General features: G+C 67.9%; 14 protein-coding genes. 8 read left to right on the top strand and 6 right to left on the bottom strand.

The features are described 5' to 3' along the window. Positions 1–192: 192 nt before the first annotated feature. From glyQ to G3N64_RS13730, 5 genes are read left to right on the top strand one after another with little or no spacing between them, the layout of a single operon-like run. Positions 193–1,197 carry a glycine--tRNA ligase subunit alpha gene (gene glyQ, locus G3N64_RS13750; protein ID WP_080294533.1) on the top strand — a complete coding sequence of 335 codons (1,005 nt, stop codon included), beginning with the start codon at positions 193–195 and terminating at the stop codon, positions 1,195–1,197. A 22-nt stretch (positions 1,198–1,219) separates the two neighbouring features. Then, positions 1,220–3,319 carry a glycine--tRNA ligase subunit beta gene (glyS, locus tag G3N64_RS13745; protein WP_205784433.1) on the top strand — a complete coding sequence of 700 codons (2,100 nt, stop codon included), beginning with the start codon at positions 1,220–1,222 and terminating at the stop codon, positions 3,317–3,319. A 10-nt stretch (positions 3,320–3,329) separates the two neighbouring features. Continuing rightward, positions 3,330–3,893 carry a D-glycero-beta-D-manno-heptose 1,7-bisphosphate 7-phosphatase gene (gene gmhB, locus G3N64_RS13740; protein ID WP_205784432.1) on the top strand — a complete coding sequence of 188 codons (564 nt, stop codon included), beginning with the start codon at positions 3,330–3,332 and terminating at the stop codon, positions 3,891–3,893. A 43-nt stretch (positions 3,894–3,936) separates the two neighbouring features. Next, the gene (locus G3N64_RS13735; RefSeq protein ID WP_085042357.1) at positions 3,937–4,701 is read left to right on the top strand and encodes a lysophospholipid acyltransferase family protein; all 765 of its coding nucleotides are present in this window, start codon (positions 3,937–3,939) and stop codon (positions 4,699–4,701) included. 46 nt (positions 4,702–4,747) lie between these two features. Further along, a complete protein-coding gene (locus G3N64_RS13730) occupies positions 4,748–5,635 on the top strand; it encodes a SprT family zinc-dependent metalloprotease (RefSeq protein ID WP_205784431.1) in 888 nt (295 codons plus the stop codon). A 109-nt stretch (positions 5,636–5,744) separates the two neighbouring features. Here the strand turns inward: G3N64_RS13730 and gloA are convergent, their stop codons facing one another. Next, the gene (gloA, locus tag G3N64_RS13725) at positions 5,745–6,134 is read right to left on the bottom strand and encodes a lactoylglutathione lyase (RefSeq protein WP_205784430.1); all 390 of its coding nucleotides are present in this window, start codon (positions 6,132–6,134) and stop codon (positions 5,745–5,747) included. 370 nt (positions 6,135–6,504) lie between these two features. On the opposite strand from gloA, the gene G3N64_RS13720 reads away from it, so the two are divergent. Then, positions 6,505–7,440: a DMT family transporter gene (locus G3N64_RS13720; protein ID WP_205784429.1), complete on the top strand. Its 936-nt coding sequence runs from the start codon at positions 6,505–6,507 to the stop codon at positions 7,438–7,440. 100 nt (positions 7,441–7,540) lie between these two features. Here G3N64_RS13720 and rsmA read toward each other — a convergent pair whose 3' ends face one another. From rsmA to G3N64_RS13700, 4 genes are read right to left on the bottom strand one after another with little or no spacing between them, the layout of a single operon-like run. Continuing rightward, complete coding sequence (gene rsmA / locus G3N64_RS13715; RefSeq protein WP_205784428.1) at positions 7,541–8,368, bottom strand: 16S rRNA (adenine(1518)-N(6)/adenine(1519)-N(6))-dimethyltransferase RsmA; 828 nt, start codon at positions 8,366–8,368, stop codon at positions 7,541–7,543. Between the two features lie 49 nt (positions 8,369–8,417). Beyond that, on the bottom strand, positions 8,418–9,407 hold the full coding sequence (gene pdxA, locus G3N64_RS13710) for a 4-hydroxythreonine-4-phosphate dehydrogenase PdxA (RefSeq protein ID WP_205784427.1): 990 nt from the start codon (positions 9,405–9,407) through the stop codon (positions 8,418–8,420). A gap of 11 nt (positions 9,408–9,418) precedes the next feature. After that, on the bottom strand, positions 9,419–10,777 hold the full coding sequence (locus G3N64_RS13705) for a peptidylprolyl isomerase (RefSeq protein WP_205784426.1): 1,359 nt from the start codon (positions 10,775–10,777) through the stop codon (positions 9,419–9,421). A 51-nt stretch (positions 10,778–10,828) separates the two neighbouring features. Continuing rightward, complete coding sequence (locus G3N64_RS13700; protein ID WP_205784425.1) at positions 10,829–13,189, bottom strand: LPS-assembly protein LptD; 2,361 nt, start codon at positions 13,187–13,189, stop codon at positions 10,829–10,831. Positions 13,190–13,412: 223 nt separating this feature from the next. Between G3N64_RS13700 and G3N64_RS13695 the strand changes: the two genes are divergently transcribed. Further along, positions 13,413–14,462 (top strand): phosphotransferase, encoded by a 1,050-nt coding sequence (locus G3N64_RS13695; protein ID WP_205784424.1) that lies wholly within the window; start codon positions 13,413–13,415, stop codon positions 14,460–14,462. Between the two features lie 31 nt (positions 14,463–14,493). After that, positions 14,494–15,213 (top strand): N-acetylmuramate alpha-1-phosphate uridylyltransferase MurU, encoded by a 720-nt coding sequence (gene murU, locus G3N64_RS13690; RefSeq protein ID WP_205784423.1) that lies wholly within the window; start codon positions 14,494–14,496, stop codon positions 15,211–15,213. 183 nt (positions 15,214–15,396) lie between these two features. Here the strand turns inward: murU and G3N64_RS13685 are convergent, their stop codons facing one another. Continuing rightward, positions 15,397–17,268: an ABC transporter ATP-binding protein/permease gene (locus tag G3N64_RS13685; protein WP_205784422.1), complete on the bottom strand. Its 1,872-nt coding sequence runs from the start codon at positions 17,266–17,268 to the stop codon at positions 15,397–15,399. Positions 17,269–17,320: the final 52 nt, after the last annotated feature.

The raw sequence follows: 17,320 nt of genomic DNA, 5'->3' as shown, positions 1-17,320 counted from the left end.
GGCCGCGCTCGTACAGGCCGACCGAACGGGGCCGACGGTGCGCCCGCCCGCGTTCCGGCCGCATCCGCTCGCCGATCCGGTAAAATTACGCGTTTCAGCACACTAACAAGCCGCGCCGCCGCGCGAGCCGACCCTCCGGGCCCCGCCCGGAGCGCCGCCCGCAACGGAGCGCCAGCGCCACGAAGGCTCTTCATGCTTACGTTTCAGCAAATCATCCTGACGCTGCAGTCCTACTGGGACAAGCAGGGTTGCGCCCTGCTCCAGCCCATCGACATGGAAGTCGGCGCAGGCACGTCGCACGTCCACACGTTCCTGCGCGCGGTCGGCCCCGAGCCGTGGCGCGCCGCGTACGTGCAGCCGTCGCGCCGCCCGAAGGACGGCCGCTACGGCGAGAACCCGAACCGCCTGCAGCACTACTACCAGTACCAGGTCGTGCTCAAGCCGGCGCCGGAAAACATCCTCGACCTGTACCTCGGCTCGCTCGAGGCGCTCGGCTTCGACCTGAAGCAGAACGACGTGCGCTTCGTCGAGGACGACTGGGAAAACCCGACGCTCGGCGCGTGGGGCCTCGGCTGGGAAGTGTGGCTGAACGGGATGGAAGTCACGCAGTTCACGTATTTCCAGCAGGTCGGCGGCCTCGACTGCAAGCCGGTGCTCGGCGAGATCACCTACGGCCTCGAGCGCCTCGCGATGTATCTGCAGAAGGTCGAGAACGTGTACGACCTCGTGTGGACCGAGTGGGAAGAGCAGGGCCCGAACGGCCCCGAGCTGCGCCGCCTGTCGTATGGCGACGTCTACCACCAGAACGAGGTCGAGCAGTCGACCTACAACTTCGAGCACGCGAACGTCGACCTGCTGTTCACGTTCTTCAACAGCTACGAAGCGGAAGCGAAGAAGATGATCGACGCGCAGCTCGCGCTGCCCGCGTACGAGCTCGTGCTGAAGGCCGGCCACACGTTCAACCTGCTCGATGCGCGCGGCGCGATCTCGGTCACCGAGCGCGCGGCGTACATCGGCCGCATCCGCGCGCTGTCGCGTCTCGTCGCACAGGCTTACTACGACTCGCGCGAGAAGCTCGGCTTCCCGATGCTCGGCAACCCGCCGGGCGTGCCGGGCCTCACCACCGACGCCCAGGACGCCGCCCAGCCGGCATGGGCGCCGCCGCTCAAGGTCGAACGCAAGATCGATCAGGACTGACGAGACGAGATTCATTCCAATCATGACGCACAATCATCCCGCCCCCCTGCTCGTCGAACTGCTGACCGAAGAGCTGCCGCCGAAGGCCCTCGCGCGCCTCGGTGACGCATTCGCCGAAGGTCTCGCGCAACGCCTCGCGGCGCGCGACCTCGTCGAAGGCGAACTCGTGTTCGAACGCTACGCCACGCCGCGCCGCCTCGCCGTCGTCGTGCAGAACGTGCGCGCCGTCGCCCCTGAAAAGCAGGTCCGCGAAAAGGTCCTGCCCGTGTCGGTCGCGCTCGACGCCGAAGGCAAGCCGACGGCCCCGCTCGCGAAGAAGCTCGCGGCGCTCGGCCACCCGAACCTGTCGATCGCCGATCTCGAGCGCGCCCAGGACGGCAAGGCCGAAGCATTCTTCATCAACTATTCGGCAGCCGGCGCGACACTCGCCGACGGCCTGCAGGCCGCGCTCGACGAAACGCTCGAGAAGCTGCCGATCCCGAAGGTGATGACCTACCAGCGCCCGGACGGCTCCGACGTGAAATTCGTGCGCCCGGTGCATCGCCTGACGGTGCTGCACGACGATCGCATCGTGCCCGTCACCGCATTCGGCGTCGACGCCGGCGACACCACGCTCGGCCACCGCTTCCTGTCCGACGGCCTGGTCGCGATCCAGCATGCGCGCACCTACGCCGACACGCTGCGCGACAAGGGCCGCGTGATCGCACACTTCGCCGATCGCCGCGAAACGATCCGCACGCAGCTGAACGAACATGCGAACGGCGATACGGTCGTGATGCCCGAAGCGCTGCTCGACGAAGTGACGTCGCTGGTCGAATGGCCGGTCGTCTACCCGTGCCGCTTCGAGGACGAATTCCTGCAGGTCCCGCAGGAATGCCTGATCCTCACGATGCAGACGAACCAGAAGTATTTCGCACTGACCGACGTCGGCGGCAAGCTGCGCTCGCGCTTCCTGATCGTGTCGAACATCGAAACGAAGACGCCGGGCGAGATCATCGAAGGCAACGAGCGCGTCGTGCGCCCGCGCCTCGCCGACGCGAAATTCTTCTTCGAGCAGGACAAGAAGAAGCCGCTCGCCGACCGCGTGCCGCTGCTCGCGAACGTCGTCTATCACAACAAGCTCGGTTCGGCGCTCGCGCGCGTCGAGCGCCTCGAGGCGCTGGCCGGCGAGATCGCACCCGCGATCGGCGCCGACGCCACGCTCGCGAAGCGCGCCGCGCGTCTCGCGAAGGCCGACCTGCTGACCGACATGGTCGGCGAGTTCCCGGAACTGCAGGGCACGATGGGCACGTACTACGCGCGACACGACGGCGAAGCCGACGACGTCGCGCTCGCATGCGCCGAGCACTACCAGCCGCGCTTCTCCGGCGACGCACTGCCGACCACGCCCGTGTCGACCGCCGTCGCGCTGGCCGACAAGCTCGAAACGATCGTCGGCATCTGGGGCATCGGCCTCGCGCCGACCGGCGAGAAGGATCCGTTCGCGCTGCGCCGCCACGCGCTCGGCGTGCTGCGCCTGCTGCTCGAGAAGCAGCTGCCGCTCGATCTCGTGTCGCTGCTGCGCACGGCCCATGCGCGCTTCGAAGGCGTGCCGGGCGTGGCCGAGTCGACCGATGCGATCCTCGCGTTCTTCATGGATCGCCTGCGCGGCCTGCTGCGCGAGCGCGGCTATTCGGCCGGCGAAATCGACGCGGTGCTGAGCCTGAACCCGACGCGCGTCGACGATCTCGTCGCGCGCCTCGACGCGGTGCGCGAATTCACGCGCCTCGCGGAAGCCGAAGCGCTCGCGGCCGCAAACAAGCGGATCTCGAACATCCTGAAGAAGTCGGAAGGCGGCGCGAACGGCGCGGTGCAGCCGACGCTGCTCGTCGAGGCTGCCGAGAAGGCGCTGCACGAACAGCTCACGGCCGTGACGCCGCACGTGCAGTCGCAGCTCGAGGCGCGTGCTTACACGGGCGCGCTGTCGGCGCTCGCCGCGCTGCGCGCACCGGTCGACACGTTCTTCAACGACGTGATGGTCAACGCGGAAGATCCGGCACTGCGCGCGAACCGTCTCGCACTGCTGTCCGCGCTGCACCAGCAGATGAACTGCGTCGCCGACATCTCGAAGCTCGCCGCATAAGGGCCGCACGATGCCGACCAGCCCCAACCGAAAGCTCGTCGTCCTCGACCGGGACGGCGTGATCAACGTCGATTCGGATGCGTTCATCAAGACGCCCGACGAATGGATCGCGCTGCCCGGCGCCCTCGAGGCGATCGCCCGGCTCAACCACGCGGGTTATCGCGTGGTCGTCGCGACCAACCAGTCCGGCATCGGTCGCGGGCTGTTCGACATGGCCACGCTCAACGAGATGCATCTGAAGATGCATCGCGCGGCGGCCGCGGTCGGCGCGCGCATCGACGCGGTGTTCTTCTGCCCGCACACGGCCGAGGATCACTGCGACTGCCGCAAGCCGAAACCCGGCATGATGCAGATGATCGCCGAGCGCTTCGAGATCGATCCCGATCACACGCCGGCCGTCGGCGATTCGCTGCGCGACCTGCAGGCTGGCGTCGCGGTCGGCTTCCAGCCGCACCTCGTGCTCACCGGCAAGGGCAAGAAGACGCTCGCCGCCGGCAACCTGCCGCCCGGCACGAAGGTCCACGACGACCTGCGCGCGTTCGCGCTCGATTTCCTCTCACACGAACACGAGTGATGCAGCCGCCGCGCGCATCCTCCCTAACGCCAGACTTACGCCGATGCGCTTCGTCCGCTCCCTGCTGCTGCTGATCTACTTCATCCTGTACACGGTGCCGTACGCCACCGCGTGCTTCATCGCCTTTCCGTTCATGCGCCCCGACGCGCGCTACTGGATGGCGGCCGGCTGGTGCAAGTCGACGCTGTGGGTCGTGCGCTGGCTGAATGGCATCCGCTACCGGATCGAAGGGTTCGAGAACCTGCCCGACGGCCCGGCCGTGCTGCTGTCGAAGCACCAGTCCGCGTGGGAGACGCTCGCGTTCCCGGCGCTGATGCCGAAGCCGCTCTGCTACGTGTTCAAGCGCGAGCTGCTGTACGTGCCGTTCTTCGGCTGGGCGCTCGGGCTGCTGCACATGGTCAACATCAACCGCAAGGAAGGCAAGAACGCGTTCGTGTCGGTGATCCGCCAGGGCAAGAAGCGCCTGTCGGAAGGCGCATGGATGATCATGTTCCCGGAAGGCACGCGCACGCCGGTCGGCAAGCAGGGCAAGTACAAGACGGGCGGCGCGCGCTTCGCGATCGAAACCGGCGCACCCGTCGTGCCGATCGCGCACAATGCAGGTCGGGTGTGGCCGCGCAACTCGTTCACGAAATTCCCGGGCGTCGTCACCGTGTCGATCGGCAAGCCGATCCCCAGCGAGGGGCTGACGCCCGATGCATTGAACTCGCAGGTCGAAGCATGGATCGAAGCGGAAATGCGCCGGATCGATCCGGATTCGTATCGCCAGGCGGGCAATGCCGGCACGCGCGATGCCGCGCGAGTCTGACGCCCCCAGGTTGCAGCCGTTGCGTACGACAAAAAGAAGCGAACTGATGAAACAGCGTCCGCGGCCACGGCCTGCCGTCGTGGCCCTCGATCATCGCCAGATGGATCTGCCGCTCTTCGACGGGCCGGCCGCCGCACCGTCGGCGCCCGCCACGCCGCCGGCGCCGCCCGAAGCGGCACCCGCCGCGCCCCTCGATCCGGGCCCGGCGCCCGACCGCTCGCGCGTGCGCACGTTCGCACTCGACAGCCGTGTGCTCGAATACCGCCTGAAGCGCTCCGCGCGCCGCACGATCGGCTTCACGATCGACGGCAGCGGGCTGTCGATCACCGCGCCGCGCTGGGTCACGCTCGCCGACATCGAAGCCGCGATCGCCGAGAAACAACGCTGGATCTTCGCGAAGCTCGCGGAGTGGAAGACGCGCACCGAGCAGCGCGCGCTGCCGCAGATCGACTGGCGCGACGGCGCGCAGCTCCCCTATCTCGGCAAGACGGTGACGATCGCGCTCGGCGCGGGCGCCGTCGCGTTCGACGCCGATGCGCTGCGGCTCTCGCTGCCGCTGCCCGTGCAGGCCGACATGCAGCAGATCAAGGACCGCGTGCAAGGCTGGCTGCAGGGCGAAGCCAAGCGGATCTTCGGTGAACGCCTCGTGGTCTATGCGGAGAAGCTCGGCGTCACGTATTCGATGGTCGCGCTGTCGTCGGCCGCGACGCGCTGGGGCAGCTGCTCGAGCGACGGCAAGATCCGGCTGAACTGGCGGCTGATCCATTTCCCGATGTCGATCATCGACTACGTCGTCGCGCACGAGCTGTCGCACCTGCGCGAAATGAACCACAGCCCGGCCTTCTGGCAGACCGTCGAATCGATCTTCCCCGAGTTCCGCGAAGCGCGGCACACGCTCAAGCATCACCCGCCCGAACTGCTGCCGTCACTTTGACGCGCACGGCTTCGCCGCCAACGAAAAAGGGCGATGCGGGTTCACCCCGCACCGCCCTTTTTTGCGGCCGCGGCGCACGTCGCGCGCCGCAGCCCGGTTCATCCGGCGCTCAGTGCGCCTTCTTCTGGATGAACTCGATCTTGTAGCCGTCCGGATCCTCGACGAACGCGATCACGGTCGTGCCGTGCTTCATCGGGCCCGCTTCGCGCGTGACCTTGCCGCCTTGCGCCTTGATCTGCTCGCAGGCCTTGTACGCATCGTCGACTTCCAGCGCCAGATGGCCGAAACCCGTGCCGAGGTCGTAGGACGGGGTGTCCCAGTTGTGGGTCAATTCGATCACCGTGTTATCGCTTTCGTCGCCGTAGCCGACGAATGCGAGCGTGAACTTGCCTTCCGGATAGTCGTCGCGGCGCAGCACCTTCATGCCGAGCAATTCGGTGTAGAACTTGATCGAGCGGTCGAGATCGCCGACTCGCAGCATCGTATGCAGCAATCGCATGTGTTGTACTCCTGTGGGGACTTTCCAGAACCGGGAACTCTACCAGAGTCGGGTGAATTTCGCCGGGGCGCCTAGCCGGGGGCGCCTGGCTGGCGGCGCCACGCCGGAGCCCCGCCGATACGGCCCATCGACATCGGCCGGCGCGAGCGCATCGGCGGAAAACAGCCCGATCCGGCTCGCCCGGCTACCGCGCCGATCGGGTAACATCCCTCCACCTCGCACCAAAAACGGGCATGCGACCCACCGCCCGAACGCGACCACCCACTCTTCCCGACAGTCACACTGCCGTGCGAAACCGCCGATTCGAGCGCGCCGGATGCGCCACCCTCCCGATCTCGCAACCGCCGTACCGGACCGGCGAGGTTCGCCGATGACCACGCTCGCCGCTGCCCCCGTGCGCCGCGCGCTCGACACGCGCGCCATCGGCCTGATGCTGCTGCTGTGCGCGATCTGGGGCTTCCAGCAGGTCGCGATCAAGAGCACGAACGCCGCGATCGCGCCGATGTTCCAGGCCGGGCTGCGCTCGGTGATCGCGGCGGTGCTGCTGTGGGGATGGGCCCGCTCGCGCGGTACGCCGCTGTTCCAGGCGGACGGCACGTTCGGCGCGGGCCTCGCGGCCGGCGCGCTGTTCGCGGGCGAATTCATCTGCGTGTTCTTCGGGCTGACGCTGACGAGCGCGTCGCACATGGCGATCTTCCTGTACACGGCGCCGTGCTTCACCGCGCTCGGGCTGCACCTGTTCGCACCGGGCGAACGGCTGCGGCATAAGCAGTGGGGCGGCGTCGGCCTTGCATTCGCCGGCATCGCGCTCGCGTTCGCGGACGGCTTCCTGAAGCCGCGCGCCCCCGGCGCGTCCGTGCTGACCGGGCTCGCCGGCGACGCGCTCGGCATTCTCGGCGGCGCGATGTGGGCCGCGACGACGGTCGTCGTGCGCTCGACTGCGCTCGCGCGGGCGAGCGCGAGCAAGACGCTGTTCTACCAGCTCGCGGTATCGGCAGTCGTGCTGGTCGCGCTTGCCGCACTGTTCGGCCAGGTGTCGTTCGCGCATGTCACGCCGGTCGCAGTGGCGAGCCTCGCGTACCAGTCGGTGATCGTCGCGTTCGTCAGCTACCTGTCGTGGTTCTGGCTGCTGACGCGCTACAGCGCGTCGCGGCTGTCCGTCTTCACGTTCCTGTCGCCGCTGTTCGGCGTCGCGTTCGGCGTGCTGCTGCTCGGCGAATCGGTCGGCTGGCGCTTCATGTCCGCGGCCGCGCTCGTGCTGACCGGCATCGCGCTCGTCAACGCACCGTCGCGCAGGCGGGTGTGACAACCAGGCACGACACTCGCGCATCCACGCTGCAATAAAAAAGGCTGCCCCGCAGGGCAGCCTCTTCGGCACACATCCGATCCAGCGCGCGTTGCCCGCCTCAACCGGCCTTGCGCACCGCCGCAAGCGCCTGCGCGACGCCGACGTATTCGGCCACGCTCACGTCCTCCGCGCGACGCGCGAGATCGAAGCCGAGCGCGTCGAAATCGATCGTCTCGCGATAGTCGCCGAGCGTATTGCGCAGCATCTTGCGGCGCTGCGAGAACGCGGCGGTGACGACTTCGCCGAGCAGCACGGGATCGACGTCCGGCAGTTCATGCGGCTCGTACGGAATCATCCGGACGATCGCCGAATCGACCTTCGGCGGCGGCTGGAACGATTCCGGCGGCACGTCGAGCATCTTTTCCATCACGTAGCGGTACTGCAGCATCACCGACAGCCGCGAAAACGCCTTCGTGCCCGGCTCCGCGACCATCCGCTCGACGACTTCGTTCTGCAGCATGAAGTGCTGATCGATGACCGCATCGGCGAACGTCATCAGGTGAAACAGCAGCGGGCTGGAAATGTTGTACGGCAGGTTGCCGACGATCCGCAGCGACGGCTTGTCGCCGGGCGCCGCGAGCGAACGGAAGTCGAACGCGAGCGCGTCGCCCGCGTGCAGTTCGAGCAGCGCGCCGAAGCGTCGCTGCAGGCGCCCGATCAGGTCGCGGTCGAGCTCGACCGCATGCAGCGGCGATTCGGGCGTCGCGAGGCGCTCGATCAGCGGCTCGGTCAGCGCGCCGAGCCCGGGGCCGATCTCGACCATGCGCTGGCCGCGCACAGGGCCGATCGTCGAGACGATCGAGTCGATCACGCCGTGATCGACGAGGAAGTTCTGCCCGAAGCGCTTGCGCGCGAAGTGGCCTTGGTGCTGTCTGCTGTTCGACATCGACTGAGTAAAACGAAAAATACGACGAATGAGGTGAAGCCGGGCCGCGTCAGGCCGCGCGACGATGGCGCGCCATCGTGACGGCCGTGTCGAGCGCGGCGACCATGCTGCCCGGATCCGCACGGCCCGTGCCGGCCAGATCGAGTGCCGTGCCGTGATCGACCGACGTCCGGATGATCGGCAGCCCGAGCGTCACGTTGATGCCCTCGCCGAACGTCGCATACTTCAGCACGGGCAGGCCCTGGTCATGGAACATCGCGAGCACGCAATCGGCGTCGGCGAGATGGCGCGGCTGGAACAGCGTGTCGGCCGGATACGGGCCGCGCGCGTCGATACCCTGCGCGTTCGCGCGGGCCAGCGCCGGCGAGATCACGTCGATCTCCTCGCGGCCGAGATAACCGTTCTCGCCTGCATGCGGGTTCAGGCCCGTCACGAGGATGCGCGGCGCGGCCAGGCCGAAGTCGCGCCGCAGGTCGCGATCGATGATCGCGAGCGTCTCGACGAGCCCGTCGACCGTCAGTGCGGCCGACACGTCCTTCAGCGGCAGGTGCGTGGTCGCGAGCGCAACGCGCAGCGGCTTGTGGCCGGTACCGGCCAGCATCATCACGACACGCGGCGTATGCGTGCGCTCCGCCAGGTATTCGGTATGGCCGGTGAACGGCACGCCCGCATCGTTGATCGTGCTCTTCTGCAGCGGCGCGGTGACGATCGCGTCGTACCGGCCTGCCAGCGCGCCATCGATCGCCGCGTCGAGCAGGCCAAGCACGTACGGGCCGTTCGCCGCGTCCAGCTTGCCCGCCTGCGCGGGCACGGCGAGCGCGTGATGCGCGACCGACACCGGCCCGCCACCGGCGAGCGTGGCCCGGTCGGCGCCAACGGCCGCCGCACGCGCGTCGAGCAGCGCCGCATCGCCGAGCACGGTGAAATGCGCGTCGGGCCAGCGCTGCGCGGCATCACGCAGCGCCTGCACGGTCAGCTCCGGGCCGACCCCCGCGGGTTCGCCGGTCGTGATCGCGATCTGCAGCGCGGGCGTGGTCATCCGAAGCTCGCTCAGTTCGCCGGGCCGACGCCGCCGATCTTGTACTGCACGTACGACGAATCGCGCAGCTCGCGCAGCCAGTCGGCATACGCCTGCTCGGCCTTGCGCTGGCCGATCGCCTGACGCGCGATATCCATCTGCTGCTGCACCGAACCTTCCGCCTCGCGGCGGCTCAGCACCTGGATCAGGTGATAGCCGTACTCGGTGCGGATCGGCTGGCTGATCTGGCCGTCCTGCAGGTTGTTCATCGCGCGCTCGAATTCCGGCACGGTCTCGCCCGGGCTGATCCAGCCGAGATCGCCGCCCTGCGACGCCGAACCGTCCTGCGAGTAGGTGCGCGCGAACTTCGCGAAATCGCCGCCGGCCTCGACCTGGTTGCGGATGTCGGCCAGTTGCTGGCGCGCCTGGCCTTCCGACTTGCCTTCGCCCACGCGCAACAGGATGTGGCGCACGTGCGTCTGGACGATCTTCGGTGCTGCGGCGGACGCGCCCTGGCTCTGGCGACGATCGACGAGACGCACGATCTCGAAGCCGTCCGGCACACGGATCAGCGTCGGGTTGACCTGGCCCGGGCGCAGCTTCGATGCGGCGTCGACGACGTCGGCCGGCAGCGCGCTCGGTGCCTTGAAGCCGAGGTCGCCGCCCTTCTTCGCGTCGTTCGCTTCCGAATTGTTTTTCGCGAGCTTCTCGAAATCGGCACCCGACTTCGCCTGCTGCAGCAACGCGTCAGCCTTCTTCTGCGCGGCTTCGATGTCGGCCTGCGGCGCGTTGGTCGGCGCCTTGATGAAGATGTGCTGGAAGCGCAGGTCCTGCTGCTGCGATGCGTTCGGCCCGCGCTGGCTCGCGATGTAGTTCGCGACCTCGGCGTCCGACACGGTGATCTTGCCGTCGACCTCGCGCTCGCGCAGCTTCGACAGCATCAGTTCGGTGCGCGCGTCGCTCGTGAAGATGCTCCAGGGCACGCCTTGCGCCTCGAGACGCGCGCGGTACTGGTCGAGCGTCATGCCGTTCGCCTGCGCGAGACGTTGCAGCGTGGACTGCACGGTCGCGTCGTCGATGCGGATCCCGTCGTCCTTGGCCTTCTGCACCTGGATACGCTCGAGCACCATCTGGTTCAGCACCTGCGCGCGCAACTGGTCGGTCGGCGGCACGGGTGCATTCTGCTGCTGCAGCCGGCGCGCGATCAGACCGGCACGCTGGTCGAGTTCGCGGCCCGTGATCACGTCGTTGTTGACGACCGCGACGACTTCGTCGGCGAGCTGCGCACCGTGCGAACCGAGCGCCTGCGCCGCGGCCGGCGCGGCGGCGAGCAGCGCGGCGGCGGCAGCGAGGCTGGACACGACTGCCGCGAAACGAAGGGTTTTCTTCATTGCCACTGGAACTCCATTGAAATCGTGCTGACCGGTGCAGACAAGCCGGCGTTACTCGTAGTTGCTGAAGCGGGACATCGGCGGCGGCGGCGGCGGCAGCGGCGTGTAGCCCGGCACCCCGGCGCGGAACGCCGACACGAGGCCGTTGTCGACGGTCGACAGGCCCTTGAGCGTCAGCTGCATCATGAATCGCGTCGACGAGTTCTGCTGTCCCGACGAATTGATGCCGTTCGCGGCCCGCTGCACCCCGACCCCGAGCGCCCAGCAATCCGCGTCGTATTGTAAGCCGACCAGACCGTCGACCACGCGATCGCCGGCGAGGTCGTAGTTGAAGCGGCCGATCGCATACAGGCGGCGCGTGAGCGGCCATTGCGCGGACACCAGGAACTGGTTGATCGGCTGGTTGTCGAGCGTGGTGTTCGAACGCGTGTAGCGATAGCCGACGTTGATCACGCGGCGCTCGCCCGGGCTGTAGCCGAAACCGACGCTCGACTTCACGAGCTGGTTGTTGTTCTGGTTGTACTGGAACGCCGTCTCCGACATGAAGCCCGAGCCGAGCTTCAGCGCGGCGCCGACGATCAGGTCCGAGTGGCGCGCCAGCACGGCGCTCTGGCCGGCGTTCAGCGTGACGCGCTGATCGGCGAAGTAGTACTGCTGCGCGATCACGAAACGCGCGCGCTCGTCGCCGGTGCGCGGATCGATGAAGCGCGACGTCAGGCCGGCCGTGATCCGGTTCGCATCGGCGATCCGGTCGTTGCCGACGAACGTGTTCGGCTGGTAGATCTCCGCGAGGCCGAAGTCCGACTCCGCGGTGTCGAACAGCGGCGCGTTCGACTGGTCGCGATACGGCGTGTACACGTAGTACAGGCGCGGCTCGAGGGTCTGGATGAAGTCCTGGCCGAACAGGCGCACCGAGCGGTCGAAGATCAGGCCCGTGTCGAAGCTCACGGTCGGGATCGACTCGGTGAAGCGCTTCGGGCTGTTCGGCGTGGTCGACGACAGGTAGTTCAGGTCGTACGACGCGAAGTGGTACTGGACCTTCGGCACGACGAAGTAGCCGGGGCCGTACACGCCGTACGCAATATACGGATTGAAGACGATCCGGTCGCCTTCGGTCGCATCGGCCGTCGTGATGCGGAACCGCGAATAGTCGGCTTCCGCGCCGAAGTCGAAGCCGCCGACGTTGTACTTCGTGTACTTCACGTTCAACTGCGGCTCGCGGCTGTAAGGCGCGATCGACGGCGGCAGCGTCTGCCAGTGCTGGTAGCGCGCGAGCACCGACCACGGGCCGTTGTTGTACGTGAGGCCCGCTTCCTGCTGGTACAGCGTCTGCGTCCCGTTGATGAACTGGTTCGACGACCCAAGGTCTTCGGGATACGTGTTGTCCGAGACCTTGTTGTAGTAGACGTAGCCGCCGAAGCCGCCGCCGAAGTTCTGCTGGTGCTGCCAGTAGATCGCGTAGCGGTTGCGGTGCGCGAGCCGGTCATCCGGCAGGTAATTGGCCGTAAACGTGCCCGAATACGTCGGCGACAGGTAGCGGAACGTCGCCTCGGCCATCACGCCGCGCCGCGAGATGATGCGCGGCGTGAGCGTCAGGTCGCGGTTCGGCGCGATGTTGAAGTAGTACGGCAGCGTCAGCTCGAAGCCGTTGCTCGAGTTCATCGAGAACGTCGGCGGCAGCAGGCCGCTGCGCCGCTCGCCCGACAGCGGGAACGTCATCCACGGGCTCGCGAAGATCGGCACGCCCTGGAAGAACAGCACGCCGTTGCGCGCGGTGCCTTCGTCCGCGCCCGTATCGAAGTCGAAGCGGCTGCCCTTGATGTACCACGCGGGGTTCGTCGAGCACTGGCACGCCGTATACGTGCCGTTGACGAATACCGAGCGCTCGTTGTCGACCATGTCGACGCGCTCCGCGCTGCCCGAGCCGCCCGTCACGTTGAAGTGGTACTTCGGCGCCGTCATGAAGCCCTGGTTCGCCTCGATCTTCAGGTGCGCCTCGGGGCCTGCGAACGACGTACCGCCATTGACCACCTTGACCTGGCCGTACGCATCGGCCATGTCGGTATCCTGATCGTAGTGGAGCGCATCGGCCTTCACGACGGCGTCGCCGCGCCGCAGCTCGGCGGAGCCTTTCGCGGCAAGATCCTGCTCGGCCGTGCCGCTCGTGTGGTCGGCGATCACGAAGGCGGCCGGCTTCGCGCCGTCCTTCAGCGGATGATCCTCGAGCTGGGGTGCGAGGCGCAGATCCCACGGCGAGTCGAGCGGCTGCGGCTGCGCGGCCGCGCCCGACAGCTGCGCGTACGACACGGCCGGCACGAGGCCGGGCACGGCCAGGAGCGCGAGCGCGAGCCGCCGTTTGCGCGGCGCCCCGTCACCGGGGAAAACATTCGGGAATAGCGGTTTGGGCGGCATCTATCGTTTGGCGAATCGCCCCTTGTCAACCGCGCCGTCGCGGCACATGCGCGCGCGGCCGGCCGCGCCGTCGCACCGCGACTGCGGCTGAGCGCAAACCGGGGAGGCGTTCGGGCGACGGCGCGACAGGCGGCGGGCCTGCACGGCGGAAAGCTGACGCGGGGCGCGTCAAAAAAGTCGTGGGGTATTATATGGCAAGACGTTCCCCCCTCCTCCGAGTTTCATGACGCCCCCATCCGCCGCATCCCAGCCCGACGCCCGCCTCGAAGCGCTCACCGCGTGGCTGCACCCGCTCGCCGAGCGCTACGCGCTCGACCTGTCGACCCTCGCGCCCGCATCGTCGGACGCCAGTTTCCGCCGCTATTTCCGTGTCGCATCGGCCACGAGCCCCGGCGGCACGCTGATCGCCGTCGACGCGCCGCCGCCCGAGAAGTGCCGTGAATTCGTCCAGGTCGCGCAGCTGCTCGCCGCGGCCGGCGACCACGTGCCGGACGTGCTGGCCCACGATTTCGACGCGGGCTTCATGCTCGTGACCGATCTCGGCCGCACGTCGTACATCTCGGTGCTCGATCCGGCGAACCCGGCCGCCGCAAAGCCGCTGATGCGCGCTGCGCTCGACGCGCTGATCCGCTTCCAGCTCACGTCGAAGCCCGACGTGCTGCCGCCGTTCGACGAGGCATTCCTGCGCCGCGAGATGGAGCTGATGCCCGAATGGTTCGTCGGCCGCCACCTCGGCAAGCCCATCTCCGAGGCGATGCGCGGCACGCTCGACCGCACCTTCGCGCTGCTGGTCGCCAGCGCGCACGCGCAGCCGCAGGGTTTCATGCTGCGTGACTTCATGCCGCGCAACCTGATGGTCTGTGAGCCGAACCCGGGCATCCTCGATTTCCAGGACGCCGTCTACGGGCCGCTGACGTACGACGTCGTGTCGCTGCTGCGCGACGCCTTCATCGGCTGGGACGAGGAGTTCGAACTCGACTGCTTCGCGTACTACTGGGAAAAGGCGAAGAAGGCCGGCCTGCCGGTCGACCCCGATTTCGGCGAGTTCTACCGCCAGCTCGAATGGATGGGGCTGCAGCGCCATATCAAGATCCTCGGCCTGTTCGCGCGGATCAATTACCGCGACGGCAAGCCGCACTACCTGAACGACCTGCCGCGCTTCATCACGTATGCACGCAAGGTCGCGCTGCGCTACCGCCCGCTCGTGCCGTTCGCGAAGCTGCTCGACGAGCTCGAGGGCAACGCGCCGGCGGACGTGGGCTATACGTTCTGATCGTTCCGACTCTCCTGAAACCCGGCCGAACATGAGCAACACCCTGACCACGGCGATGATCTTCGCCGCCGGGCGCGGCGAACGGATGCGCCCGCTCACCGACACCCGCCCGAAGCCGCTCCTCGAAGCGGGCGGCAAGCCGCTGATCGTGTGGCAGATCGAGGCGCTCGCACGCGCGGGCATCGAGACGATCGTGATCAACCACGCGTGGCTCGGCGAACAGATCGAGGCCGCGCTCGGCGACGGGTCGCGCTGGGGCGTGCGGCTCGCGTATTCGGCCGAGGGCGAAGCGCTGGAAACCGCGGGCGGCATCGCGCAGGCGCTGCCGCTGCTCGAGCGCGACGGGCAACCGATCGTGTTCGCAGCGGTCAGCGGCGACGTGTACTGCGCGTTCGACTACCGGACGCTCGCGCCGCGCGCCGCCCGGATGGCCGCGCTCGACGCGCCGGCGATGCACCTCGTGATGGTGCCGAACCCGCCGTTCCACCCGGCCGGCGACTTCGCGCTCGACGGCGACGGCCGCCTCGCGCTCGACGGTGCCGCGCGCTTCACGTTCGGCAACATCGGCCTGTACGACACGCGGATGTTCCGCGATCTCGCGCCCGGCACGCGGCGCGCGCTGACGCCGTACTATCGTGCGGCGATCGAAGCCGGCCGCGCGAGCGGCGAACTGTATGAAGGTATCTGGGAGAACGTCGGCACGCCTGCGCAACTGGGCGAGCTGGATGCGCGGCTGCGCGCCGCGGAGTGACCGCTTGACCGGTCGTCGGGCTGATTGATCGGCTCGCCATCGGGTTGGCTGGCCGGCGAACTGACTGGGTGGGCTTCGCGGATCAACAGGTCCGGCGCCTGCCGGACCATCGTGCCGGCCCGACTCCCGCCCATCGAGCAAGCCCCCTTGCCGCTGCACAGCCCCGCCGTGCAGCACCGCCGCTTACGCGGCTTCCGCCTCTTCCCCGCCCGCCGCCGCACGCTGCTGCTGCAGCGCCCACATCTGCGCATACAGCCCGTCCGCGCGCACGAGCTCGTCGTGCGTGCCGCGCTCGACGATCCGCCCGTGATCCATCACGAGGATCTGCTGCGCGTGCACGACCGTCGACAGCCGGTGCGCGATCACGAGCGTCGTGCGATGCCGTGCGATCTGGTCGAGCTCGTGCTGGATCGCGCGCTCCGAGCGCGAATCGAGCGCCGATGTCGCTTCGTCGAACAGCAGCACCGGCGGATCCTTCAACAGCGTGCGCGCGATCGCGACGCGCTGCTTCTCGCCGCCCGACAGCTTCAGCCCGCGCTCGCCGACCGGCGTGTCATACCCCTTCGGCAGGCTTTCGATGAAATCGTGGATGTGCGCGGCGCGCGCGGCCGCGATCACCTGGTCGCGGGTCGCGGTCGGCCGGCCGTACGCGATGTTGTAGTAGATCGAGTCGTTGAACAGCACGGTGTCCTGCGGCACGATTCCGATCGATGCGCGCAGCGAATCCTGCGTGACGTCGCGGATGTCCTGGCCGTCGATCCGGATCGCGCCGCCCGCCTGCCGGTCGAGATCGTAGAAGCGGAACAGCAGCCGCGACAGCGTCGACTTCCCGGAGCCGCTGTGGCCGACCACCGCGGTCGTCGTGCCCGCATCGATCGTGAACGACACGTCGTGCAGGATCGGCCGCGCCGGCTCGTACGCGAAATTCACGTGCTCGAAGCGCACCTGCGCGCCGGCCACCGCGAGCGGCCGCGCATCGGGCAGGTCGGCCACTTCCTTCGCGGCCGACAGCAGCCCGAACATCCGGTCCATGTCGGTGAGGCTCTGCTTCAGTTCGCGATAGACGACGCCGAGAAAGTTCAGCGGAATGTACAGCTGCAGCATGAACGTGTTGATCAGCACCAGATCGCCGAGCGTCAGCTTGCCCGCGAGCACGCCCTGCGTCGCGCGCCACAGGATGAACACGAGCCCCGTGCCGATGATCGCCTGCTGGCCGAAGTTCAGCACCGACAGCGAATTCTGCGAACGGATCGCGGCCTTCCGGTAGCGCTTCAGGTTCTCGTCGTAGCGCTGCGCTTCCCACTCCTCGTTGCCGAAATACTTCACCGTCTCGTAGTTGATCAGCGAATCGATCGCCCGCGAGTTCGCGCGCGAATCGAGTTCGTTCATCGTGCGGCGGAAATGCGTGCGCCAGTTGGTGACCTTCACCGTGAACACGATGTACGTGACCAGCGCCGCGAACGTCACGTACGCGTAATAGGCCTCGTACTTGACCACGAAGAAGCCGAGCACGAGCCCGACCTCGACGAGCGTCGGCAGGATGCTGTACAGCGAATACGAAATCAGCTGCTGGATGCCGCGCGTACCGCGCTCGATGTCGCGCGACATGCCGCCCGTCTGGCGCTCGAGATGGAAGCGCAACGACAGCCCGTGCAGATGCCGGAACACCTGCAGCGCGAGCTGGCGCACCGCGCTCTCGGTGACCTTCGAGAACAGGATCTCGCGCAGCTCGGTAAACAGCGACGTCGACAGCCGCACAAGCGCATACGCGACGACCAGCAGCCCCACGCCGCCTGCGAGCACGATGCCGGCCGACTGTTCGGCGCGGCCGAGCGCGGTGATTTGCTGGACGTAGGACAGGTGGTCGACGATGCGCTTCATCACGACCGGCACGCCGAGGTTGGCGACCTTCGCGCCGATCAGGCAGCCGAGCGCGAGCGCGACGCGCCATTTGTAGGTGGTCAGGTACGGCAGCAACGACCGGATGGTCTGCCAGTCGTTGCGGGGCCCGGTCGAAGCCGGCGCGGGCTCGCCGGAAGCAGGAAATCGGCGCATGGGGGAAGGATCGGCGGCGGTGCCGGGCGCGTGCATCGGCGGCCGGCTCGCT

This window comes from Burkholderia sp. Ac-20344 (assembly GCF_017104975.1).
Lineage (GTDB): Bacteria > Pseudomonadota > Gammaproteobacteria > Burkholderiales > Burkholderiaceae > Burkholderia.
The sequence above is the reverse complement of the archived record's forward strand: the minus strand, read 5'-3'. Positions and strand labels throughout refer to the sequence as shown.